General features: G+C 44.7%; 12 protein-coding genes and 2 pseudogenes. 2 read left to right on the forward strand and 12 right to left on the reverse strand.

Annotated elements, in window-relative coordinates; genetic code table 11:
• Nucleotides 1-56 precede the first annotated feature (56 nt).
• The 3 genes from sohB to ACX5J7_RS05810 all read right to left on the reverse strand — a co-directional run bounded on the left by sohB (nucleotide 57) and on the right by ACX5J7_RS05810 (nucleotide 6,574).
• Nucleotides 57-1,079 carry a protease SohB gene (sohB, locus tag ACX5J7_RS05800; RefSeq protein WP_020743564.1) on the reverse strand — a complete coding sequence of 341 codons (1,023 nt, stop codon included), beginning with the start codon at nucleotides 1,077-1,079 and terminating at the stop codon, nucleotides 57-59.
• Nucleotides 1,080-1,197: 118 nt separating this feature from the next.
• Nucleotides 1,198-3,723, reverse strand: coding sequence for an acylase (locus ACX5J7_RS05805; RefSeq protein ID WP_498706418.1), 2,526 nt, complete (start codon nucleotides 3,721-3,723; stop codon nucleotides 1,198-1,200).
• A 253-nt stretch (nucleotides 3,724-3,976) separates the two neighbouring features.
• Nucleotides 3,977-6,574 (reverse strand): VolA/Pla-1 family phospholipase, encoded by a 2,598-nt coding sequence (locus ACX5J7_RS05810; protein WP_474369863.1) that lies wholly within the window; start codon nucleotides 6,572-6,574, stop codon nucleotides 3,977-3,979.
• A gap of 350 nt (nucleotides 6,575-6,924) precedes the next feature.
• Here ACX5J7_RS05810 and ACX5J7_RS05815 point away from each other — a divergent pair, with 350 nt between their 5' ends.
• Nucleotides 6,925-7,671 carry a YciK family oxidoreductase gene (locus tag ACX5J7_RS05815; RefSeq protein WP_015067224.1) on the forward strand — a complete coding sequence of 249 codons (747 nt, stop codon included), beginning with the start codon at nucleotides 6,925-6,927 and terminating at the stop codon, nucleotides 7,669-7,671.
• A gap of 125 nt (nucleotides 7,672-7,796) precedes the next feature.
• On the opposite strand, the gene glnS is transcribed toward ACX5J7_RS05815, so the two are convergent.
• Complete coding sequence (glnS, locus tag ACX5J7_RS05820) at nucleotides 7,797-9,464, reverse strand: glutamine--tRNA ligase (RefSeq protein WP_015067223.1); 1,668 nt, start codon at nucleotides 9,462-9,464, stop codon at nucleotides 7,797-7,799.
• Between the two features lie 297 nt (nucleotides 9,465-9,761).
• Between glnS and ACX5J7_RS05825 the strand changes: the two genes are divergently transcribed.
• Nucleotides 9,762-10,784 carry a LacI family DNA-binding transcriptional regulator gene (locus ACX5J7_RS05825; RefSeq protein WP_015067222.1) on the forward strand — a complete coding sequence of 341 codons (1,023 nt, stop codon included), beginning with the start codon at nucleotides 9,762-9,764 and terminating at the stop codon, nucleotides 10,782-10,784.
• A 177-nt stretch (nucleotides 10,785-10,961) separates the two neighbouring features.
• Here the strand turns inward: ACX5J7_RS05825 and ACX5J7_RS05830 are convergent, their stop codons facing one another.
• The 8 genes and pseudogenes from ACX5J7_RS05830 to ACX5J7_RS05865 all read right to left on the reverse strand — a co-directional run bounded on the left by ACX5J7_RS05830 (nucleotide 10,962) and on the right by ACX5J7_RS05865 (nucleotide 25,939).
• On the reverse strand, nucleotides 10,962-12,656 hold the full coding sequence (locus tag ACX5J7_RS05830; RefSeq protein ID WP_498706420.1) for an alpha-amylase family glycosyl hydrolase: 1,695 nt from the start codon (nucleotides 12,654-12,656) through the stop codon (nucleotides 10,962-10,964).
• A 1-nt stretch (nucleotide 12,657) separates the two neighbouring features.
• Complete coding sequence (locus ACX5J7_RS05835; RefSeq protein WP_015067220.1) at nucleotides 12,658-14,139, reverse strand: MFS transporter; 1,482 nt, start codon at nucleotides 14,137-14,139, stop codon at nucleotides 12,658-12,660.
• Nucleotides 14,140-14,177: 38 nt separating this feature from the next.
• A complete protein-coding gene (locus tag ACX5J7_RS05840) occupies nucleotides 14,178-16,112 on the reverse strand; it encodes a glycoside hydrolase family 13 protein (protein WP_498706422.1) in 1,935 nt (644 codons plus the stop codon).
• A gap of 195 nt (nucleotides 16,113-16,307) precedes the next feature.
• A pseudogene (locus ACX5J7_RS05845) lies at nucleotides 16,308-18,249 on the reverse strand (alpha-amylase family protein).
• Nucleotides 18,250-18,383: 134 nt separating this feature from the next.
• Complete coding sequence (locus tag ACX5J7_RS05850; RefSeq protein ID WP_278384208.1) at nucleotides 18,384-19,295, reverse strand: PEP-CTERM/exosortase system-associated acyltransferase; 912 nt, start codon at nucleotides 19,293-19,295, stop codon at nucleotides 18,384-18,386.
• Nucleotides 19,296-19,373: 78 nt separating this feature from the next.
• A pseudogene (locus ACX5J7_RS05855) lies at nucleotides 19,374-19,887 on the reverse strand (RNA methyltransferase).
• Between the two features lie 681 nt (nucleotides 19,888-20,568).
• On the reverse strand, nucleotides 20,569-21,432 hold the full coding sequence (locus tag ACX5J7_RS05860) for a patatin-like phospholipase family protein (RefSeq protein ID WP_015067215.1): 864 nt from the start codon (nucleotides 21,430-21,432) through the stop codon (nucleotides 20,569-20,571).
• A 175-nt stretch (nucleotides 21,433-21,607) separates the two neighbouring features.
• Nucleotides 21,608-25,939, reverse strand: coding sequence for an alpha-1,6-glucosidase domain-containing protein (locus ACX5J7_RS05865; RefSeq protein ID WP_498706425.1), 4,332 nt, complete (start codon nucleotides 25,937-25,939; stop codon nucleotides 21,608-21,610).
• Between the last annotated feature and the right edge of the window lie 23 nt (nucleotides 25,940-25,962).

Below are 25,962 nucleotides of genomic sequence, written 5' to 3' on the forward strand. Positions count from 1 at the left end.
AAAAGCCGTAAAAAAACAGCATAGTGCGCCCTTAAAGCGCAGACGTACCGCTTGCGTTAAAACCAGTGACGCGCTTTGCTCATTGATTTCATAAATACCCTTTCAACAACGCTTGCTGCTGACATACCTAGCTTTTCAGCGACGTTCTTCTTCACTGAATATTTAACGCTAAATATTTCCCGTGCTGGATAATGAGAGAGAATATAATCATCTGATGTGGTTATCTCGTCGACCAAACCTAGCGTCTTAGCTTTGATACCAGGCCAGTACTCACCTGTAGCGACTTTGTCAATGTTCATATCAGGGCGTTGGCTTTGAACAAAGTCTTTAAAAAGAACATGAATTTCTTCAATTTCTTCTTTAAATTTGGCACGACCTTCGTCGTTATTTTCACCAAAGATCGTCAGCGTTCGTTTAAATTCACCGGCGGTGTGTTGCTCAAACTCAATGTCATTCTTCTTGAGCAATTTATTGAAGTTAGGAAGCTGCGCCAAAACGCCAATACTGCCAATATAAGCAAACTGAGAAGCAAGTAATTTATCAGCAACACACGCCATCATATAACCGCCACTCGCCGCTACTTTATCCACAGCGATAGTTAACTTAAGGCCTTTTTCTTTAATACGCTGAAGCTGTGATGCTGCAAGTCCGTACCCGTGTACCACACCGCCGCCACTTTCAAGGCGAACTAACACTTCGTCCTCTTTATTAGCAACACAAAGAATAGCGGTAACTTCTTCGCGTAAATGTTCAACTTCGTTTGCGTCCATCGAGCCTTTAAAGTCGATGACGTATAAGCGGGACTTGTTCGCGTCTACGCCCTTTTCCTTATTTTTTGCCTTAGCTTCTTTCTTTTGTTCCTTTGCCAGTTTTTTAAGCGCGTTCTTATCTAAAAGTACCTGCTTTGCATAATTCGTTATGTCTTTTAACTGTTCAGAAATAGACACGATTTCAAGTTGGCCTTTCCCCTGCTTCTGCTTACTTGCCACACCGACAATGGTTGATACAACCACGATAAAAGCAACGACGAGTGTTACTGCTTTGGCAACAAACAAACCGTATTCGTACAAAAACTCCAAACTCTACTCCTAGTAAAATAAACGGGTAAGCAACGTTATCTACCCAACACGTAAATAGCGACTTTACCAATAAATGGCAAAGTCGCTGTTTTCATTGCGCTATAATACCAGTCTCACCTTAGTCTGACGATAGTGTAACGTGCTCAATCTTATTGGCCTCGATCTCTTCTTCCGTAAAATAGATATCTCGTAGCGTTGGTTGCGTTGAGTAGAGGCGAGTTTGGTCTAAGAAGTGTTCACTGCCATATTTTCGAGACTGAGAATACGTCAAAATACCACGGCCTTTCGGGCCTTCATCGGTAAAATTGATTACCATAGCCCAGCTCGTGCCGTAGTTAATGTGGTAACCCTCGGCTTGGGCACTCATTGCCGTATTGTTGTTTATTGTCTCGTAGGAATGTCTAGGCAACAGCGTTCCATTTCTATTGCTACTAACATCGAATACGTTAAAGCCACCTTCAATGTTGTGTGCGCCAGCCCACGGCAGTTTTACACCCGAAGCCGTTCCATCAGGAAGACTACGTTCAACAAACTGCACATCGCCAAGTGGCGCATCAAAAGCAATACCTGCTTCTTCAATTACCTGCGTTGCACGCGCTAATTGCTGAAGCGTTACATCATTTTGCATTAAGCCTGAAGGTGTGGTTACTGGCATTTCCAATGAGAACGGTGTTTCCCACTGTGGCGCTTGGTTAAATTGGAACGCAAACTCTCTAAAGACGTGAGCGCCGGTACTGGTAAGATTCATGGTTCCATCCCAGTCTTCCAGTGCAGCACAAGATACAGAGATATCCACTGCCGTACCGTCTACATTAACAGGCGTATCGCCCTGATTCGCACACGCCTCTAATAAAGAAGGTAAAATATTTTCAGCCAAGTAGCTTCGGTTGTTAAACAATAAACCTTCTACTTCTTGTGGCGTAAAGGTACCGTCACTCCCCGCTTCATTTTCGATAAACTGCTGCCCCATTCGTGAACGCAGGCTTTGCTGGTTGTCGACATTACCAAAAAGCGGGTTGCTCACAACAATAGGTGAATTCAAATTTGTCAGCCAGTAACTGTCATTTGAATTTTGAACTGAATCTGTTCCTTCGTATTTAGGCGCTTCTTCGTAAGGTACAGGCCCCTCGAAGTCGAACTGAGAAATATTTCCGGGTAAGACCGTAAAACCCGCAGCAGCCTTCGTCTGAATAAGCAACGGGTTAGTGGTGAGTTGTTCAATAGCCGTTTCTGTTAAATTCGGCACCGTCGAATCATCGATATAAAATACCTGGCCGTCGCTAGAAGCCGCCATCGTATTGTTAAATATTACCCCGTCATAGTCTTTAAAGGCTTGTTTGAACTCGTCCATTGACGTGGCCATGTTCATGGCTAGCCAGTGGTCGACAATATCAAAGTTAGGCAAGTTAGCGTCTTTTATTGCAAACGCGTTGGTGTCGCTCCAATCAAAATTACCTGGCACCTCTATCATAGGGCCATAATTCGTATAATAAGCCGTTTTTTCTAGCGTTATTGTTTGTCCACCGCCCACAGCCACGTCGATTTGCATTGGCTTTTCGTAGATAGTACGTCGGTTACCATCGACAACATGGGTTAGCCCTGCTTCGTCGTTTTCATCTAGCGTTAGTTGATAAACCACAAAATGTTCTGCCGTGGAAAAGGTATGTGTCCACGCGACGTTTTCATTAAAACCAATGTTCACTGCCCCAGGTAACCCCATTAATGAGCCCCCCGTTACGTTTAAATGACCGGGAACTTGCGCATGAAAGTTCCAAAAACGTAGGTTGCCAGTATGTGGGAAGTGTGGATTACCCAATACCATGCCTTTGCCATTCGTTGTTTTATCACTGCCTAAACCCCACCCATTTGAGCCCATTTCCTGCGGATTGCGATCGGGCACCTTAACGGTAGGAGCGATCTTAATGGACGCCGTGGACTCAGTTGAAGATGCAGTTGGGGTTGGTAAGTAACTTTCCCCTTCAGGCGCTGCGATAAACATTGGGCCTAAAAAGTTAGCGGCACCAGGTAGCAGCGCTACGCCTAATGAATAGGTTAATAGGTCTACACTGTCGATTTCAGTAACCCAAGGCTGACCTGCACAGCTTTGATCTTGCTCATCTACGGGCGTTTCGTTTAAGTAGCGATTGTACCCAGCAGTATAGCCCTGAAACATAGCTCGTGAGTTTGCAGATAACCGGGGGAGGTTTTCCTCTGCTAGCTCTCTTATGCCTAAAGTTATAAAACCAAAATCATTAATGAGATGCTCTGAGTCTCCGCTGCCTGGTACTGCATCCGGTCCGAAATACTTAGCACGCTCTGAATTATATTTAAGAATTTGATCGGCCAGTACGCATAAATTGTTACGCGCAAAAGCATAGCCAACACCGTAGGCCATGCTCTCTAAAGTATCGGCTTTAACATGAGGCACACCGTACTTAGTCCAGGTTACGTCTGCCGATAACGTTCCGTCAGGTGAAAAAGCGGGAATAGGCTCAGGTGCTGGCGCTGGTGAAGTTGGGGGCGTTGGTGCCGGCTGTTGTATGTTTGAAAAATCGTTGTCGTTATCTCCGCAAGCACTTAGAAGCGCTGTGAGAGAAAGTGCAATAAGCGTCCGTTTACTAGTAAACGTGGTTTTATTAATCATCGCATGTTTTCCCTAATGATGAATGAATAGGCCCTTTTCTATGCTGCTCACACGTTTTTTTAATGAGTGTGTTACGCAGAGAGATTTATACTGATCTGACCTCTGTTAACACTACATTAACAACCTGCAACTTTCAAACAACATTATAATTTATATACAAAAAAGCCGGTTTAAAGAAACACTTTAAACCGGCTATAACATTGTTTAATGGTGTTGTTTTAACTACACCTTGTTACCAAAGTAACGTGCACTTTTAGTTTGCAACCACACTTTCATCAGAGATAGGTAACGCTAACGCATCTGAAGCTATGTAGCCAGCCACTTCTTTTTGCATTTCGGTAGTAACCGCTGCGCTCGCCGCTGGGCTTAAGCTAGATGCGTGAGCCCCACTGTTGAACAATACCAAGCCACTAATTGGGTCAGTACCTGGCCCTTGAGTCGTTGTTACCTGCTCTAGGCCAATAGTAGCAGCTAGCGGTAACTGGCCCGACAGTGGTAAGGCTGTAGACACTGGAATTACTTGGTCAGGCAAGTTCTCTTCGCTGCCATCACCTACTACCGTCATCATGTGAACAGGCGTATTACTACCAAGCGTTTGTGCATAGTTGGTTGGGTCACCCGCATCCATGACGGTTTGAGCAGCAAAAGCAAACTCAGCAAATACCGCATTTACTTCAGCAGCCTGTTCTTCTGTTAACGCCTCTTCAAAGATAGCGACTGCCGCTGCAAGTTGTTCTTCGTTTACGTCAGTTGTTTCATACAACTGCTGTAATAGAGCAACAAAATCTTCTGATGCCTGTGAAAGCAGTAACCCTTTGATCAGGGGACCAAAAGCAGCAGACTCTAGTAAGAATTGTGCTACGCCGCCTCCCGGCGATTCAAGAGACGCTTCTCTAACAGCAAACATACCATCAAGTGCTGCTAAATCACCGCCCATTGATGTATTTGCAACCGCAGCAAAATTACCGCCAGTAATCGCCCCTAAAGAAACACCCATGATAGACACACGAGACATATCAAACTTAACGTTTTGTGTTGTTGTATTATCAATCACTGCGTTTAAGCCTAAACGTAAGCCAAGAAGATCAGACACACTTTGGCGCAAGTTATCCCGCGCCGTAGGCAGGCTTGCTAGGTTCATATAGTGCGTGGCGCTTACGCTTGTAGCGTTAAGGTCGTCAGTGCCATCGCCATCTAAATCAAAGCCACGGCTACCGTGTAGCGGTTGGTCAATGGCTACAGACGCAATACCTGCCAGCGACAGCGTACCCGTAATGGCAAGCATATCTTCTTTTTGACTTGTAATGCCATGCGCTAAAATAACGACCGGCCATCCTGCTTCTGGCATACTAATTGGGAAACCTAGTGCACCAGCAATGGCTGGATCAGGAATCGTTACCTGCACGTCTAGCGTCTCCGTTCCCATGTTACCGCCGGTAGGCTGTGGATATGGATTGAACTTCGTAATGTTTCTAGCGCTATCTAGCATTTCACCATTAATGCGAACATCGGCAAGGCCAAGAGAAGAACACATTTCTGCATTTGGACCTGGCTCAGCATTAGCAAGCAATTCTTGCGGTGCGCCTGCTAGCACAATGCCGCTATCACACGCTGCTTTCCAGAAGTCATTTACTGGTGCTAATGGGTTTTCAGCGCTCGGAACACCTAGGAAATAAGGCAGTGCAATATTACCCTCGTAGCGCTGTGCCGCACAGAATGGACCTGCTTGCGCCAAGATACCCGTAGATACGCCAACAGCAAAGTCGTTTAGTGCGCCCCACTGCGCAGACAATTGGCCAGAAACTGTACCAGCCAGACCTGCACACGTTTCCAACGCGCTAAAATCAGTTGCATCAATGGCAGCCTGTACTTGCTCAGATAACCCCTGTTTTCCCTGCTCTACCGCACCTGCAACAACCGTAGAGTTTACAAGCCCTAGTGCTTCCATTGCATTTGGCGCTACTGCTGCATCACCAACTGTAATCGCCGGTAGTGCTGAAGGCGCAGAAGGATCACCGCCTGCTGCAAGTTGAGCAAAACCACTAATCATGACTTTTTTAATCGTATCTAGCGAATTAGCAACAGATTGGGTGGTAAAAGCAGACACATAAGTAATATCTTCACGGGCAAAGCCGGCACCTAGAAGAGGGTTAACTAAAGAATTAACTAAACCTTGTAATTGAAGCTGTGCATCGCTTCCTAAAGGGTTGGCATTAATATCTTGCCTTACCAAGTCCCACGTAGTTGAGCCTTGTACTGACTTGCCTGAAGAATCTTTCAAATCAGTAGTCATGACCAACATGTAACCTTGCGCAGCCTTAAGTGGTTTTAAAGGCACAAAAGTAATCGTGTTGCTATCAGCAAGGCTTAATACATAATCAACACCGAAAGTAAGTTGGTCACCAAGCTTACAACCCGCTGATGGCGTGGTGATTTGCGCGCAATCTGGGTCGCTTTGGTCAAGACCTAGCGTTGCTTCATACAACAATACGCCAGATGCTAGCGTGCTCTCGTCTAACGAAGCACCCGGCGGTGTTTCTACGTTGATAACGAACGGGTGCTGAGTAGACCACCCATCTAACACGTTAAGCGCATTTTGCGGGTCAGCAAAGTCTGTGGGGTCAGCCACTGGGATATTTAGTGTGTAATCGAAGAAACCGTCATCGCCCGGAAGCATAAGAAGGTCGTTTGGAATGTTGAGGTTCCCTGCTGCTGGGTCAAAAAGGATCCGCGAAAATGGGGTTTGGACTTCTGTTTCGGCCTGAATGTCGGAAAGGGTTTCATCGGAGCCACCACAGCCTGCTAGACCCAGCGCAAGGGCCACACTGGAACTTAATACGAGTTTTCTCATCTCTACTCCCTACAAGCATTGTTGTTATTCTGCGTCTAAAACTCAACTCTTATAAAAGTAGCCTGCACTATCCTGTCTTTACAGGTGTAGTTAATAGTTTTAAACATGTTAGACCAGTTGTATCTTCCTCAATCTTATTGACTTTGTTGCAACTTTGCAAAGTTTTGTTAACTATTAATGTTAACTTTTTTTACGTTTGAAGAGTTTTTTCATTCAATGTTTTACTTGTGAGTCAGGCTGAGTATGATCTGGGGACTTAAAAAGCGAAGCGTTACTGACCTTTAAAACTTATTAAAGGGCAACAAGCTTCGACTTTCGCGAATGAAAAATTAACCTTTTAAAGGAATACGATGAACGATTACAACGCACCAGTAGATTTGTTACGCGACAAAGTGATTCTTGTCACCGGTGCCGGCGATGGGATTGGTGCACAAGCCGCGAAAACTTATGCTGCTCATGGCGCTATTTGTATTTTATTAGGCCGTACTGTATCAAAACTTGAAGCCGTCTATGACGACATTGTTGCAGCTGGTGGCCAAGAGCCTGCGATTGTCCCCTTAGACATTAAAGGTGCTACCCCCTCTCACTATCAGCAGATGACCCAGACGATTATTGACCAGTTCGGCCGTCTAGATGGGGTGCTACACAATGCAAGCATTCTTGGGCATTTAAGCGCATTTAAAGATATCGACGCCGAAGAGTGGCAAGACGTGATGCAAGTTAACGTAAATGGTATGGTGTACATGACTCAAGCACTCATTCCGGCGTTAGAGAAAGCCGAGAATGCATCAGTGATTTTTACCACATCGAGTGTAGGCCGAAAAGGCCGTGCGTTTTGGGGAACCTATGCGGTTTCTAAGTTTGCGACAGAAGGCGTTATGCAAACCCTCGCCGATGAGTACCAGAACAAAACACTAAGGTTTAATTGTATCAACCCTGGCGGTACTCGCACGCAAATGCGCGCTCAAGCGTTTCCGGCAGAAAATCCAGATACATTAAAAACGCCTGAAGATATTATGCCTATGTATCTTTACTTAATGGGGAATGACAGCATCGAAGTTAACGGGCAGTCACTCGATTGTCAGCCAAAAAAATAGCGCGTACACACGATATCTATTAAATTAAAAACGAGCGCTACCAATATAAAAATAAAAACCGCTTAAGCTAGCTTAAGCGGTTTTTTTTAACAATGAAGCCGATACATGTGGCGTATATAACTAGATTATTCGCCTATTTTAGCCCATGTGTCTCTTAGGCCGACAGTGCGATTAAACACCGGTTTTGCATCAGTACTGTCTTTGTCTACACAAAAGTAGCCCGTGCGTTCGAATTGCCATGCACCTACTTCTGGCACATTTCCAATTAAGCCAGCTTCTGCCCAGCCCTGCTTAACTTCGAGAGATTCAGGGTTAATTGCGTCGGTAAAGTTCTCTTCTGCCGCTGGGTTTGGCACATTAAATAAGCGGTCATAAAGTCTAAATTCTGCCGCTTGTGCGGTTGCCGCATCTACCCAGTGAATAACGCCTTTGACCTTGCGGCCATCGGCTGGATCTTTACCTAATGTATCAGGGTCGTAAGTACAATATACTGTGGTAACGTTCCCTTCTTCGTCTTTCTCGACCCGATTAGCTTTAATAACGTAGGCGTTGCGTAGTCGTACTTCTTTTTCTAACACTAAGCGTTTGAATTTCTTGTTAGCCGACTCACGGAAATCTTCCGCTTCAATGTAAACCTCACGACTAAAGCCAATGTTACGCGTACCCATACTTTCATCGTTAGGGTGATTTGGCGCAACTAGTGTTTCGGTCTTCCCTTCTTCGTAGTTTTCGATAACGAGCTTTATTGGGTCAAGTACCGCCATAGCACGTGGCGCATTAGCGTTTAAGTCATCGCGAATGCAGGCTTCTAGCATGGACATCTCAACCATATTGTCCATTTTAGTTACGCCAATTCGTTTACAAAACTCAACAATAGAACCCGGTGTGTAACCACGACGACGCAAGCCCGCAATTGTAGGCATGCGCGGGTCATCCCAACCACTTACGTGGTTTTCTTCTACCAGTTGAATAAGACGACGTTTACTTAATACCGTGTACTCCAAGTTCAAACGAGAAAATTCGTATTGACGGGGCGTACAGTCGATAGAAATATTTTCAATTACCCAGTCGTAAAGACGACGGTTATCTTGAAACTCTAGTGTACACAAAGAGTGTGTTATACCCTCAATGGCGTCAGAGATACAGTGGGTAAAATCGTACATCGGATAGACACACCACTTATCACCTGTTTGGTGGTGATGAGCGTGTTTAACCCGATAGATTACAGGGTCGCGCATACACATAAATGGCGATGTCATGTCTATTTTAGCGCGTAAACTACACTCGCCCTCTTTGTAGTCGCCTGCTGTCATTTTGGCGAACTCTTTAAGGTTTGTTTCCACGTCTGTATCGCGATAAGGACTATTTTGGCCTGGCTCTTTCAACGTACCACGCATTTCACGCATAACGTCTTGCGCAGAAAAGTCTACATAGGCTAAGCCTTTTTCAATAAGTTCAACCGCATAAGCGTGAAGTTGATCGAAATAGTTTGATGAATAGCGCGCCTCGCCATCCCACGTAAACCCAAGCCAGGTTACGTCTTCTTTGATTGAGTTAACGAAAGTAATGTCTTCTTTCGCTGGATTAGTGTCGTCAAAGCGAAGGTTACAAGACCCGGTGTAGTCTTCTGCAATACCGAAGTTTAGGCAGATAGACTTAGCATGGCCTATGTGAAGAAACCCGTTTGGTTCCGGCGGGAATCGAGTTTTAATAGCGTCATGCAGACCATTAGACAGGTCTTTATCAATAATCTGACGGATAAAATTGGTCGGACGGTGTTCAGTCTCGGCCATTCGCAGGTTCCCCTTATGCACGTATAATTTCAAAATCTGTTTGAGTATAACACTGTCACAATTGGTTCAACCATGTTTTATTCAAAGAAGCATAACAAGTGGTTGAATTAGCAGCGATCCAGCAAACCTAAGAGTAAATGTATGCACCGCGTTGATAAGCCACACAGGTACACTACGCCTTTGCTTGCCATTGCGTTACGATTCCCGCTTTCGGCATTCAAAAAGCGCGCGTAAAAAGAAAAATATGGTAATCTACGTGCAGCGACAACAAAGTCGTAGCAGCAAATCATGGTATTTATGAAAGAAAAAGCAACCTCTTTTGACATTGCCCATCTGGCAGGGGTTTCACAGTCAACCGTTTCTCGGGCACTTAATAATAGCCCGTTGGTTAATCAAGAAACTCGTGACCGCGTTCAGCGTATTGCTAGGGAACTCAATTACAAAGTTGATAAGAACGCAAGTAACTTGAGAAAGCAAAAGAGCAGTACAATTGCCTTACTCTTGTTTGAAGACCCAACGTCTGATGACTCAATGATCAACCCGTTTTTTCTGGCAATGCTAGGCAGTATTACTCGAGCCTGCGCTCAGGCTAACTATGACCTCCTCGTGTCTTTTCAAAACTTAGAAGATGACTGGCACGCAGAATACGAAGATTCTAATAAAGCTGACGGCATTATTTTGTTGGGTTATGGTGACTACACCGACTACCAAAACAAAGTTGCACAGCTTGAATCTCAAGGTACGCACTTTGTTCGCTGGGGTGCACCTGATGAAGCCCACCCGGGCGTTAGCATTGGGTGTGACAACTACCAAGGTGGTCAAAGCATCACTGAACACCTGATTGCATTAGGTAAACGCTCGTTTGCTTTTATTGGTGACAATGGTGAACATGCCCCCGAGTTCAAAGCGCGCTATAACGGATATTTTGAAACCCTTATGGCTCATGGCCTGGATAAAAATAGTGTGCAAGAAAACGCGAATTCAACAGAAGATGCAGGCTCAGAAGCCATAAAATCGCTACTTCAAAACAAAGCGCTGCCTCAAGCTATTGTTTGTGCATCTGACCTTATCGCTATGGGCGTGCTTAGGGCGCTTAGGCAAGCTAAAGTCAATGTACCCGACGATGTAGCCGTGGTGGGGTATGATAATATTGCGGTGTCAGCATACACCACGCCTTCGCTAACCACGGTTCAGCAAAATACGAAGCTTGCCGGCGAATTACTTGTTAATACACTGCTTAAAGCTATTAATAATGAAGAGGTAGAAGATTACTTAATGCCTGCTGATATTATTATTCGCCAATCTTGTGGTAGCGAATAGCGCAGTTGAGTTGACCGTTAGTTATCGTTATTGAATAGTGACGTAGCGAATATAAAAAGCCCCGAAAAATGTCTATCGGGGCTTTTTTGTATCAGTAATCAGGTGAGTATCACCTGAATGTTCGTTAAAGCATGGGCGTCACGCGATAACATCAAGGTAATAAAAAATAACAGACCTTTACTGACGCGATAGCTGATACTTAATTTGAGCAAGCAGTGCCTCGTTCTCAACCTTCCCTTCGCGCAGCCACACCTGCACCCCGTTTGGTTCAACAGTAGCGCTTAATTTCCCGCCTTCAGCAATGGTTAATTCGCGCCCCGTTAACTGCTCAACCCAGTTACCCGACTGGATGAATTGATTAACATTAAACGTCTGTGCACTATCGCCTTTATTAAGCAGAACCAGAGCAGTTTGCTGGCTTTCTTCCGTATTAATCACTCGGTAAAACGCTGCCGTGTGCCCGCTAAGCGCTACACTTACCTGAATACCACGTTGTAAAGCAGGCGTATTTTTACGAACGTTTGCTATGTCGGTTAAGGCTTGTTGAATAGGATGATTAACCGCTGCATCTAACCTTTCTTGCCCTACGTAATTACGGTTCCCTGCATGTTCTGCAGTGCCGCGCATAAACCCGATTTCAGAACCCATGTATACCACAGGTATTCCCCTTACCGTGAATAACCAGTTGTGTGCGTTAATAAAACCATTGTCCGTCGCGTTGATACGCGCCATATCATGGTTGTCGTAAAACGTCGTTAAATCGTACGGGTTATGGTAAGGTCCATGCGTAAGATGTAACGCATTTTCTAAATCAGCAAAATCGCTTTCCAGTGGCTTTTCAAATACGCTGACCATGGCTTTTTGCATCGGAAAATCAAGAACGCTTACCCCACCATTTTTTGGCAGTGTATGCTGAGCAATATTATTGGCCTCGTAATCAAACGCTTCACCAAACATGAAGAAGTCTGGGTAACGCTCTCTAATTCTATCGGAAGCTTCTCGCCAAAAAGCGTGGGGAACGTGTCTAATCGTATCAATTCTAAAGCCATCGGCGCCCTGTGAAATCCAATATAGATAACTATTTATGAGATAATCACGAACTTCAGGGTTCTCATCATCAAGGTTCGACAGCTTTACCAAATCAGGATAGTCATGAAAAAAACGGTGAAGCGGGTTGTTTTCTGGGTCTAATTCTTGAGGGGGTAAATTTTGATGATCAGCAACCAAGTTGTCATCTTTATCATAAATTTCACCGTACCCAGGTAAGTCTTCCTCCATCGTAAAGCTTGGTGTACCGTGATTTGCCACGATATCAAACACCGATTTTAACCCGCTAGCCTTCATTTTAGCGGTGTAATCCCTCACGCTTAAATCATCACTAACAAGGTGCTCGTCGGCTTTGTAGAAATTTGTTGCCCAATAACCGTGATACCCTGTTTTGCCACCGTCTTTAAAGGCGCCACCATAGGTAATAGGTTCATCGCCATTGAAGGCGTAATCAGGGTTATCGTGAACAGGCGTCATCCACACTGCAGTGAAACCCATATCCTTGATGTAATCAGCATTGTTTAAAATGCCTTTTAGATCTCCGCCCATGTAGCCCACGTACGCTTTTTTACCCTCAGGGCCTTCAAGCGGAAGTTGCCAAGTGGGGTATTCCCCACCTTGTGTCTCATGGTTATTTGAAGGGTCGCCATCAACAAATCGGTCGGTAACAACAAAGTACACCGCTTCACTGGCAAACGGCGTGTCCGTACCGACAATACGGTCAGCGGCAACCTTTGACCTTACTTCATTATTTACAGTGCTTGCGCACGCTGAGCAAAGTACACCTGCTACAGTCAACGCGATAGCTGTCCGATTAAATTTCATATTACGCTCCCTTTGCTGCTTCAAGGTCTTGCTTATCGGCTTCTTTTACAAAAAATACTGAGGCAGCTCCAATCAACATAGACACACCCGCTACAACAATGATGTATTTAGCATCGTTATCGAAGACGCTACTTAAAATCCATCCAGCTGTTAAACCCGAGACAATCTGTGGCGCTGCAACGGTAAAATTAAATATTCCCATGTAAACGCCCGTTTTATTTGCAGGTAGTGCACCCGCAAGCATAGCGTATGGCATCGCTAAAATGGCCGCCCACGCGATACCTACACCTATCATCGGAATAAGTAACTTAACAGCGCCAAGCGGCACCGTTACTTCGGTGATAAGTAGGTTAACGTTTACCATGTTTAAGTCTTGGAAAAGCAGGAAACTTACATAGCTGATACCGCCTAATGCGAGGGAACCGGCATAAACGGTTTTACGACCGAATTTATCTGCAAGCTTTGCAAGAAAAATAGAAAATATGGCGGCAAACACAGAATAGGCAGCAAACAAGATCCCCACCCAATCACCTGCGGCACCTTTAGCCATAACTATCGCTTCCGGCACAACTGGCGCTGCTGCGATAAAAGTAGGGTCAAACCATTGCTTATCTACGTTCCATATATGTTGCGTAATGGCTGGCGTGGTGTAAACCCACATAATAAACAGTGCAAACCAAGAGAAAAACTGCACTACAGCTAATTGCCTCATGGTCGTTGGCATGTCTTTTACCAGTGTAAAAAACTCAGCCAGACGCTGCCCTAGCGGCGCCTTTTTCTCTTCAGTTGTTACAGAAGCTGTCTCGCTAAGGCCTTTGTAACGATTGTAGTCTTCGGGTGCATATTCTTTAGTGCGGATCACGGTCCAAATGACAGTACCTAACAACACTGTTGCGCCAATATAAAACGCCCAAATGACGGAAGGAGCAACCTGCCCCATTTGTGCCGTATTTTCAAGACCAATGACGTTCGTTAGGACAAAAGGAAGAATAGAGCCGATAACAGCGCCAATATTGATAAGTAGCGATTGGATAGAGTACCCAACATTGCGTTGCGACGGCGGTACCATGTCAGAAACTAACGAGCGAAATGGCTGGAAGCACACGTTAAACGATGCGTCCATTAGTGCCACCATCAATGCCCCCATTAGCATGGGCGCAAGAAACGCCACAAATAGCGGGGCGTTTGGTAACAGAATCATTCCCAATACTGCTGCAATAGCGCCTGCTAGAATAAATGGGCGGCGTCTGCCTAGACGGTTCCAGGTTCTATCTGAAGCTGAACCAACGATGGGCTGTACAATAAGCCCCATAATGGGCGCTACAAGCCAGAAAAGAGAGAGTGAGTGTAAATCGGCCCCTAAGTCTGACAAGATGCGACTAACATTTGCGTTTTGCAGTGCAAAACCAAATTGAACACCGAGAAAGCCAAAACTGACGTTCCATATTTGCCAAAAAGAAAGGCGTGGTTGAGTTGCTTGCATACTTTGCTCTATTTATTGTTTTATTTTAATGGATACCGTTAACGCACAATGAAAACATTAGCTGACATAGCAGACAGGCTTATGGTATCTGTTGACTTGAACGTTTTACCGTCACTTATTCTTGTTATCGAATCGTTGGTCTTAAGCATTTCTGTGTAGGTCGATAAAGGCAAATCTACCGCTTTCTTGTTAAGAATTACCATGATTTTTTCAACATTGTTTCCGTTATCTGATTGGGCACTGCGCTTAGCCCCCTTTTCAGCCTCTCGAAAATAGGTGTAAACACCGTCAACGGGCGCATAGTGCTTTAACTTGCCTTGAAATAGTTGCGGGTATGTTTGGCGCAGCTGCAATAAGGCTTTAATGCGCTGCTGAGCCCAACGTTCATCGTTATTAAGCCCCTTACCCGTAAAGGCGTTTTTATCATTATCTGAAGGCCACCCGCCAGGGAAATCAGAGCGTATAATACCGTGATCGTCACTGCCTTCGTTACCCATTAGAATTTCCGTTCCGTAAAATACCTGTGGGATCCCTCGGGTTGTAAGCAATAAAGTCATCGCCATATTCCACTTGGCTTTATCGTGTCCAAGTTGCGTATAGATTCTGCTCATATCGTGGTTATCGGGAAAGACAACCAGATTGTTCGGGTCGCCATATAAAAAGTCGGTAGCCAGGGTTTCATAAACCGTAATAAAACCAGAATTCCAACTTTCATCGCTATTTAATGCTTTAACAACGGCAGCCTGCAATGGAAAATCCATCACGGATGGTAGCGCGCTATCATAGTCATCGTGGCGCTGACTACCCGCTTGCCAATAGGCCGTGATTGCAGGGTTTACAGACCATTCTTCACCCACGATATTAAAGTTAGGGTATTCGTCCATTAAGCGATTTGTCCATTCACTTAAAAACGCTTTATCAGGGTAAGAGTATGTATCTACGCGAATACCACTTAAATCTGCAGTCTCTACCCACCAAATAGCATTTTGGACTAAATAGTTCGCCAAGTGTGGATTGCGTTGATTTAAATCTGGCATGGTAGGCACAAACCACCCATCGCTAAACCCTTTAATATCGCTTTCTATTGCATGAGGGTCGTGAAGAGATTCTCTTTTATGGGTGGTGCCGACGAACTTTCCTTCATTATTGATCCAATCCTTTGATGGCGTATCTTCCATCCACTTATGATTACTACCAATGTGATTAAGCACCATATCCATGATAATGCCAACCCCTTCGGATTTTGCTTTTTCACTGAAATCTATAAAGGCGTCATTAGAACCAAAGCGCGGGTCAATGCGATAGTAATCTGTGGTTGAATAGCCATGGTAGCTGTACTTGTCCATCGCATTTTCAAGCATAGGCATGGTCCAAATCTGCGTGAAGCCCATGCTTTTAATGTAATCTAAGTTGTCCACGATACCTTGGATATCGCCGCCATGACGGCCACCTTTAAATTGGCGGTCTACCTTATCTTGATAACCGTCAACATTATCATTTGCGGTATTACCATTTGCAAAGCGGTCAGGTGCAATAAGGTAGATAGCGTCTTCTGGTCCAAAGCCTTTTCTTGATGCAGAGCCTTCTTTGCGTTTTTCAAGCGGGTAATGCACCGTACGTTGGCTTCCATCATTGTCAGTCAATGTAAGCACGAGGTCTTGCGCCTGGGCGCCTGAAGTATCAAGCGTTACGAAAAGATAGTTTTCACTATCAAGTGCCTTAACTCGGCTAACTTTTACATTTCCCGTAGCAAGAGAGGCGGCGTCATCAGCTACGTCTTCACCGTAAATCATCAACTCGACTTCGGGATTTTGCATACCTGCCCACCAATTAGGTGGGTATACTTCAATTTCACCCTGCTGCAATGCATAAACGGGAACCGCGGCTAGTGAAATAGCCGAAGTGAGAATTAACGGTAACGCGCGATAGCGGTTTAAACAAATAGAATGGCTTACGCTGTTAAAATTAAACACATGAACACCAATGTTAAAAATACGTTAAGTACAAGATTATATCGAGATACTACCGTGTACACTTATTCATACCAACGCTCTGCATACGTATTCACCGAAGACCTTTTAAGAATACCTGGTCAAAATACCATGTAAAAAACAATAGCCTTCCACGTTGTACGCCTGCGCTAACTTAATGAAACTTACGGAGCTTGCTTAAAAAGCAAACACCTTGGTTTCCAACGCGTCTAACGTTGTTGTAGCGCGGTAGTTCACCTCGCCCTGCTCAAGCGTTAAACCGTCATGAGAAAGTAAAGGTTTAAGCTCAAGCTTGTTGCCCGCGGTTTCTATCGCAGAAGCCGGTACTGTCAGTGAAATAGGGCCTGTAGCGTTATCGCTAAAGTTAGCAATAACAATAAAACCTTGGTCGTTTTTCTCTCTTATGAACGCAAACTGCTGCTCAGAATACGCAGATCCTTCAACGCCTAGGTTCAGGGCATGCAGGCTTTGATAACGCCCAGTAATTGCGCTATTGCTTGTAGCGATGTTCATGACGTCTTTATAAAAGCGATGCAACGCTTTTTCTTTCTCTGTTGACTGCCCTGCATCAAATTTGCCGTTGTTCATAAAACGTTGATGAGCCGGTACGCCTGCATAGTCAAAAATAGTGGTTCGTGTTGGATCGCCAAACCCAGTCTCTTCGCTACCGTCTTCACCAACATCTTGTCCAAAGTAAAGCAAGGTAGGAGCGCTACTAATTAGTGCACTTACGGCTAAGGCAGGTTTTCCTTTGTCAGCGTCGCCGACAAAATCTGGGCTGGCTATGCGCTGTTCATCGTGATTTTCTTAAAAAATGCAGCATATGTGGCGCAATATCGCGAACTTCTTCATGGATAGCGACCAAATCACTTACTGCACCACTGCCCTGCATAATCTTTTTCAACGTATCGTAGAAACCTACTTTGTCGTACAAATAATCCATTTTACCTTGCTGGATATAAGCACGGTATTTATCTGGTTGGTAAACTTCAGCCAACAGGAAGGCGTCTGGCGCCTTTTGTTTTATGCTGCTGTTTAAAAATGACCAAAATTCAACGGGTACCATTTCGGCCATATCATAGCGAAACCCGTCTACCCCTTTATCGAGCCAATAATGCGCTATATTTCTAAACTTGTACCAGGAATCCGGTACGTCTTTTCCTTCCCAGAACGCCGCATGTTCCGCAAAAGACTTTTCGCTAAAACCTTCAGGTAGGGTTGGGAAATCATATGTACCGTCGGGCCTTACGCCATAATTAACCTTAACGGTTTCATACCAGTCATTAATATCGGGCTGAGCGGCACGTGCCCCATTACCCGTCCACTTAGCTGGAAACTCATCAAACTTGCCATCGGATAAGGGATGACTGTCACCACCAAGGGGCTTATAGTCGCCGCCATCAGGAACTTCAAACGCTTCGCCAACAACATAATAAAAGTTGTTGTCGCGGGCATATTCCACAGAGGTATCATCATGGGCACCAAAGTCGCTGACTCCCTCTGGGGCTGACAGTGATTCATAGTCGCGGGCCACGTGATTAGGCACAATATCGATGATAACTTTCATTCCCGCATCATGCGTTCTGGCAATGAGAGCTTCAAACTCCTCTAAACGCTTGGCCGGATCATCGGCAAGGTCGGGGTTAACATTGTAGTAATCTTTAACCGCATAAGGTGAACCTGCGCGGCCTTTAACCACATCTGGGTCATCATTTGAAATACCAAACGCGGTATAGTCGTTAATAACGGCGTGGTGCGGAATGCCTGTATACCAAACATGGCTAGTACCTAGGGCTTTTATCGCTGCCAGCGCTTGGGGCGTAAAATCACTAAACTTTCCAACTCCGTTTTGTTCTATCGAACCCCAGGGGTGGTTAGCGTTATTAGTATTGCCAAATAAGCGAGTAAAAACCTGGTATACAACCGGTTTTCCCTGTGTTTTGTCAGAAGTATTAGGTGCAATCATCTCTGCATTTTGCGTTGAGTTAGCAGTTGTCGAGGTCGCTTCTCCAGCTACTGACTTTTGAGAGGGTGATGGACCTGAGCACGCAGCCAGTCCAATGGAAAGCATAACAAAAGATAATGGTTTGAGACAAAAACGACGTTGAATTCTTGGCATTGTAATCATCATAGTAACTATTAATAATGCCAACAGGATACGCGTTAACCGTTTGTTAAAAAACATGCATACGTATTCAAAACTAAAAAAGCCGCCAGTGTAGGCGGCTTCTGCTGTTAGATATTAAATACTAACTAGGCTGCGTGCGCAACGCGTCGGGGTTGCGGTGTATACTGTACAGTTGGTACCTGTGGAGTATCCATAGCTTGAAGGGCGTTTTGTAGTCTATTGTGAATCTTCATATGAAAACCTTTTAAAGGCTTTGCAATCTCTTCAAGAAGCACGCTAGGCGACAATCGATATGGCATTCGTTTGCCATTAAACTCAATAGCCTCACCCACAGGCTCAAAATGAATACCAAATGCTTTCATACGTCGCGCAAGCTTTGGCTCCATAAGTACATAGGCATGCTCTACATTTAGGTGCTGACATACGCTGGTTGCCATTAAATAAAGCGCGATAGAAAGATAGGGAAAATGTTCTAGGTTAAACGATGTAGTACTTTTCTTTTTAGCTTTTTCTAACTTCTCTGAGGGCAAAATCTTAGAGCGCATCTGGCGTACTCTAAATTCTCTTGGTATCGCTAAACGCGATATTTCACATACGCTTTGCGGTGCTAAATTAGAGGGAAGTAACGTACCGTCTTCAAATGCATCTTTGCATTTCTCTTCTAAGGGAAGTGAAAGACCAGCATTGGTCGGTAAAACTAAACGTATTGTACCTGCGCACTCCCCTGTTGGAAGATGTTTGATGTAGCAGTTTATAGCGCGGTCGTCGAACTTATCTTTTTCAAGAGCAGTAGCATTGGTTTGCTCAAAGTTCATCTCTTCACAATAAACCTTATGCCGTGTTTTATAACTTTCTTGCTTTTCGCTTTCTTCGTTAGCAATCACTAGTTCATAACGGCTAAAGAAGAAATCGGAAATACTTTGCTCAAGCGAAAGTCGTTTTGGAAGCACTTTTGAAAGTTGCGTAGGCAGTTTATTTAATGTGCTTAATACAGCACCGTTAAATGCACGCATTGCATTCACTGTTCTTATCTTCAATGTAAAGTTCCCCTGAATTAATTTGTTATTAGGCTTGTGGGTAACTTCCTGGTCGCAACGACAGCCTTTAGTTAACGTTTAATTTATTTTTGCTTTGTTATTGGTATCTCGGCTTTGTCTGATAAGCGCATCCCCGCTTACATAATCAGACTTCGCTAAGCGGTCATACAGTAATACATTTGCAGTGGCCGCTAAATTCATACACGAATAGGTGGGCACGTACACGACGTGATCGCACCAAGACAAGATGTCTTCACCAATACTTCCATCCTCCGGACCAAGTAAATAAAACGCATTTTCCGGATGCTCAAATGAGGGAAGCGGCGTTGCGCCTTCTACTAACTCCACTGCAACGACAGACGCATGTTGCGGAATAACATCGCGCAGGTTATCTACACCTATCGTTGGAATGGTTTTATGAAACGCTTTAGTGTCTGCATTGAAATCCTTAGCGAAGCGATAGCGCTGGCCTGTGTAAAATACACTCGCTACGCCATAGCAACCCGCCGCTCGTAGAATTGATGCAACATTTACTGGATTTTTAGGGTTCACTAACTAACCCAATTGATATTTTTTGATTTTTTATTTGCACGTTTTTTGTTTTTTTCTTATTTAATTTTGATAGTGCCACGTATGACTTAATGCTTCTAGATCAACGCGTAAAAAGTAACCTTAAGTATAATAAGCGCTCTCTAAAACAGCGCATTTTCAACACTTTAAAGCCTAGATAAGCGCTAATCGCGCTATTTTTACCGATTTTATAAGAAGGCCCCACGTTCTCCCATTTTTCTACTTGTTCTTATGTTTTAAGGCTACAACGAGACGAGAAGCTAATTTTTTAATGTCAGATTACTTCGCGACATTTCTCACGTGTGCATACACATCGTATTGAGCAATTTGCAGACCAAGTTAATGAAAGAATTACACAATGCGTGCAAACTTTACATACCTACACGGTGACAATTATGTAAATAGTCATGAGATCAGAGGCTTAGGGTTTAGTCTTTTCAACGCAATAGCGTTAAAAGTAGGCAGCCGGTTAGTATTCGAGGGAAAAATTTAAGGAAAGTAGGCGGTGATACGTTTAAGAATAATTCACTTCAGACACGTTAAAGCAACTTACTCCCCGCAGCTGTTGCAAAAAAGAAACATCGTAAGAATCTGAAAAATAGCAAATTTTTTAACGTTAACAAAAAAGCCCAGTAGAAACGTGGGCTTTTGTTCGATTTGTTGCTGTTTGCAGACACAAATAATTGATAAAGATAGGTTGCTTTTACAACGCTACCTTTTTTTGATGTCTAAAACCGTTCCCACTTGAAAGCTTAAGATAGCGCCTTGCCATACGCCTACCCTGCCCGTAACCTTTTAAAAGTTTCTTTTTGTCCATGGTTAACCGTTTTACACAAAACGCCTCATCGGGTGCAATTACGCGAATGGTACAGTCGCTAGGAGGGCTGTTAAGAAACGCAAGGGTGTCGTTATAAATGGAGGCCCGTTGCAGCATTTTTTCAAGCAATGCGGGTTGGTTTTTGTACATCTTTTGCATCAACCATGGCGATTTAACTTCAGGCTTCGTGAAACCCACGGGTTGAGACAAGATTACAGTAATATCTCTCGCCCCCATTTTATACGCTTGTATAGCGGGAATAGCGTCAGCGACACCACCATCTAAATAACGCGTACCGTTAATGGTTATTTCATCGCGGTACGCCGTTGGTAACGCACATGATGCCACCATCAAATCGTCTACATTATCTTTTGTCGCTTGAATATATTCGCACTCTCCAGAGTCTGCATTAGTAATTCCAACAAACAAGGGCATGCAGCTTTTCTCGCCAGGTGCAGGGATATTCATAGACTGTTTTGAATGATGCCAAAGCCAGTGGACATCCGTCATATGCCCGCCTTTGATGAAGCGTAATGGGCTGAAGAATTCTCGTTTGGTGGCATATTGAGTAATGATGGTTTTACTCAAACCCGGCATTTTAGATACATACGTAGAGAGGTTAGTTGCGCCCGCCGAAACCCCCAGGGTGAAATCGAACGCGTAATAATCATGCTCCATAAATTTATCGAGTACGCCAGCTGCAAATATGCCACGCATCGCGCCCCCTTCTACTACCAGTGCACTTTTCATTTTCCATCTCCTTTTGAAATACGCTTTTATCTGGTAAGACCACCTATGACAAACTTCATCCTACATGATTTTACAGAATTTCAAAGTACAAGAGATGTGCCATGTTAAAAGAGGTACCAAAATAAAAAACCGCGAACGATGTCGCGGTTTTACAATTTTTTCATAACGAGGTCGTTTATTTCATCGTTATCGTTAACGTTGGCGCATTTCCATCAGGGCCTGACACTTTAAATTCATAAAGCCCAGACTCCGCAACTTCAATCATGAGATTATTGTTACTTGCGCCAAGTATTTTCGGCTCGCTAGGCGTTACTACGTTGCTTGCTGCATCGTTCGGGCTGCCAAGGTTTACTGTCGACCAGTCTTCAGAAGCGACTTTGAATTCAATACTACCTGCGCTCAATTCAATGTCTGCGGTATAAACACCTTCTCCTTGATATTCAAACATATCGACCGCTCCCCAGCCATTCATACCACCACGAATATAAACTTGAGTGTCGCCCCAAAACGCTTCTTTAAATACACCAATGGTTGGCGCATCTAAATCAGTGACGTTGAATACGAACACATAGCGGTCTGCGGTTTCAATGTTCAAAATAAGATTGTCGTTAGTGGCGGCGAGTCCCAATGTCTGACCAGGCGCAAGGTTGCGATCTGAATCATCGGCTGAGATCGCACCGAAGTTCACGGTATTCCAATCTTCTGAAGAAACCTTAAACTCGTAAGTCCCTGGCTCAACATCACGAGAGAAAGTGTAAACACGTCCGCCTTGGTAAGCAAACTCCTCAGCCGTACCCCAGTCGTTCATTGCACCACGAAGATACACTGGTGTGCCAACATAGGGCTCTTCGTTCTCTACCATAAGGATTGGTGCTTCGCTATCAGTCGCATCAATAGTAAACAGGTAGGTCGCGCTCGTCGCTGGTGTAAATGAAAGGTTGGTATTAGTACGTGCAAGAACCTTTTCTTCACCCGCTATTACCGTACCTTCTTCACCATCCGCTGCGCCAAAGTTCACTGTACTCCAATCTTCAGATGCGAATTTGAATCCATATGTAACGCCACCTTCAAGTGTAGCTGTTACGGTGTACTTACCGTCACCCTGATAGGCAAATGCATCATCCGTTGACCAACCATTCATATCTCCACGCAGGTAAGCGATGGTGTCGCCGTAAGGAACAACATCAGGCGCACCAGACGTGGCATACGCTGATAGTCCATAACCTTGGGCTCCAGACTGTGGTTTTACGAACACAGCAATAGTTAGTGCAGGAACGGTAAAGGTTCCATTACCATCCTCACCTTCTACAAATGTGGCGCCGCGTACCGCAGCATCGACAGAATTCATTTGTGTGGCGTGAAGCGAAAAACCTGTTGCTGTGTTTACCGTGATAGACTTCTCTTCATACCCTGTATTCACTAGCACCATAACCGCATCATTCATCATGTCTAAATCTTGGCGAGGTACTTCGCTGTTTTCAGATATGCCGTCATCAATACTCATCGCTATAAGACCACGCTGCTGGCGTTCGCCAATATTATGGAAACCTATACGGTCGATGATGTCTTCAGCGGTGGTTAATCTAAACAGCGGACTTGTCATTCTAATATTAAGCAATTCTGCAAACACATCAGAGGCAAACATTATATCTGCCATTGAGGCCGCGCGATTTGGATTGTAAATGAATTCACCCATTTCTTCCCAACGGGCTTCGTTGTCTTGTGCCAACGGTAAACCTACGTTCCAATTGTTCGTTTCGTAGGTGAAATCGACGTAGTTAAACCAGTCGCCCGCATCATAGGTATTTCTATCCATTGATTTTGAGCGAAGCATGTCGCCGCCCATTTGTAAAAATGGAATTCCCTGAGACACTAGATTAATACCCATTGCTACATTTTGGGCACGAACCCGCTGTTCTAGAGTAATATCTTGTGGAAGCGTATAGTTTAACTGATCCCACAATGTTTCATTATCGTGCTTCGACACGTAGTTAATGATATCCGCAGGATCTTCTGCATAGCCGCCTAAGTTACTGGTAGCGCCTGCACTTCCTGAAGACGTCTCCAAAACATAGTCTTTTAACGTTCCGATCATGCCCATTTTTACACGGTCTTGCGCGCTTAATAGCCCTTCATCTTCCGGCCTAAAGATAACGCCTTGGCGAATAGCTTCGCGAATACGGTCGTTATAGGTACCAATCTCGGTACCAGCCATATTGAGCTGGCTCGCTTGCTCGTAACCGCGGTCTATTTTAGTCCAGCCTTCACCGTAGAAATAGTTGTCAGCATCGATAGCTTGGACTGCATCACGCAAGCGTACCATAGTGTCTTTTGTAGCTTGGCTCATGATGTCGAAACGGAATGAATCATACTTATAATGCTCAGTCCACATTAGCAGCGAGTCTTCCATGAACTTTTCCATCATGACATTGCGAGGCTCTGTGTCATCACAGCACGTTTCACGAACAATCGCACCCGTATCCACTTCATATCGGTGATAGTAGCCCGGTACCGCTTTGTCTAATACTGACTTACTGAAAACACCCGACGCATTGGTATGGTTATAGACTACATCAAGTGCAACACGTAGCCCCATCTCGTGAAGTGCTTGGATCATGGCGCGCATTTCTACAATGCGTTCTACACCCTCTGCACTCGACGCATAGCTGCCTTCCGGCGCGTTAAAGTGATGAGGATCATAGCCCCAGTTAAATGTATCTAGATTACGTAAATCATTAGTAAGCTGCTGAGCTTTACCCGCTTGAGATAAAGGATCGTAACCGTTGTAAACGTCAATTAGCAATGCATCAGCGCTTTCTTCTTCACATACAGCAGCACTGCTATTTAAGCGACACAGTTTGCCTACCGTATCGTATAAATCTACCGTTTTTGTTGGATCCTCATCGATGGTTGCAATGTCATTTGCTGGGAGTATATGGAAGTAAGTAAGCCCTGCTTCAACAAGCTTTTTAAGGTGCTCAACCGGTGCAGTGCCCTCTTCAGTAAAGGCAAGGTATTTACCTCTATTTTCCTCAGACGTAGACATATCACGTACGCTAAAGTCACGAACGTGCCCTTCGTAAATGACTGCATCTTCATAATTTTCAACCGTCGGAATAGTATGAGTATCCCAGCCTTGTGGTTTTAAATCATCATCAGCTAGATTTACGAAGCGAGAGAAACGGCCGTTTGTGCTTAGTGACACAGAATATGGGTCTGTAACAAGCAGCGTTTCTACATTCCCCGTAATAGGGTGATAGACGGTAACTTCATAACGGTAAAGCTGACGGTCAAGGGACATATCGCCTTCATGACGCCAGACACCAGACGTATCATCGCGAACCATATCAATACGTTGGCTTAATGTCTTGTTGTCGTTATAAATCAGAAGATCAACATTTGAAGCAGTAGGCGCCCACAATGCGGCAGTAATACCTGTATCAGAGTAGATACCACCAAGTTGAGCTTCGTCAGCATCGTCTTCACCGAGCGTATATAGTGCGTCTATTCCGTTAGCCAGTTGGATCCCGGTCGCAACAACAAGCGCACCGTCAGCATCGTAACCCCCTACTACGGCTTGTGTCGTCAACACGGTTTTAGCATCTTCAACCGACCAGTCGCCTTCCCAAGCCTGCATAGCAGATAAGTGCGGCGCACGGGCAGATTGCTCTTCGGTAAGTGTTGTACTCATTAACGTTACTTGAGTACCGTTAATACCCTCTTCCAGCGTACTCTCTAAGTCAGCCTCTGCTGAATAGTGAAGTTTCACCTCTGAAACGGTTTCAGGTACGTCCCATAAAATAGTGTTGGCATCTAACCAATGCGCGCCAAAACCCTCGATATCAACAGGCTGAGGACCAAGAGACATGATAGGAAACTCGAATATGGTTGCCTCGCCAGAGAGGGTAAAATTCATGCGTACAAATGTTTCATCATCTTGTACTAAAGAACCCTGGAAGTTTCCGCCCCCCATTTCTTTTCCGGCATCGTCAGTGCCTTTGTGGATGATGAAATTGTGACAGCTTCCATACCCTTCTTTAAGGTCTAGAATCCAATACGCACCATAGTTAGGATCGATACCGCTATGAATGCGACCGTTGGCCCAATCCGTGTCTGCGTCAGCATAAGCATCACACTCGTCATTGTTCCAAGTATGTAGTCTCCAGCCTTCATAAGCTGCATCGTTACTTGAGTTATCAGCGTCAACAGCAGCCCGATTATAATAAAGTACAGCTTGATTAGATGAAGGGGTAAATACAGGTGCAGGTAAACTTGGATCAGCACCGGCTTCACATGCATCGTTCGCTTCATTAGGTACGAGCGGCGCATCGCATTGAATAGGTGGTGGCGGTTCACAAGCCGTACCGGTTGAATTAGGTACATTTGGAACCTCACAGGTAAGCAGATCGTTCGTGCCCGACTCTACGCCCGAGCCACCGCAACCTGCAAGTGTATATGCGCCTACTACGAGTAACGCAGCGCGCACTACTCTTTTTTTAGTAAACATAGAATTCTCCTGAATTTTTTCGC

The organism is Alteromonas infernus (assembly GCF_902705815.1).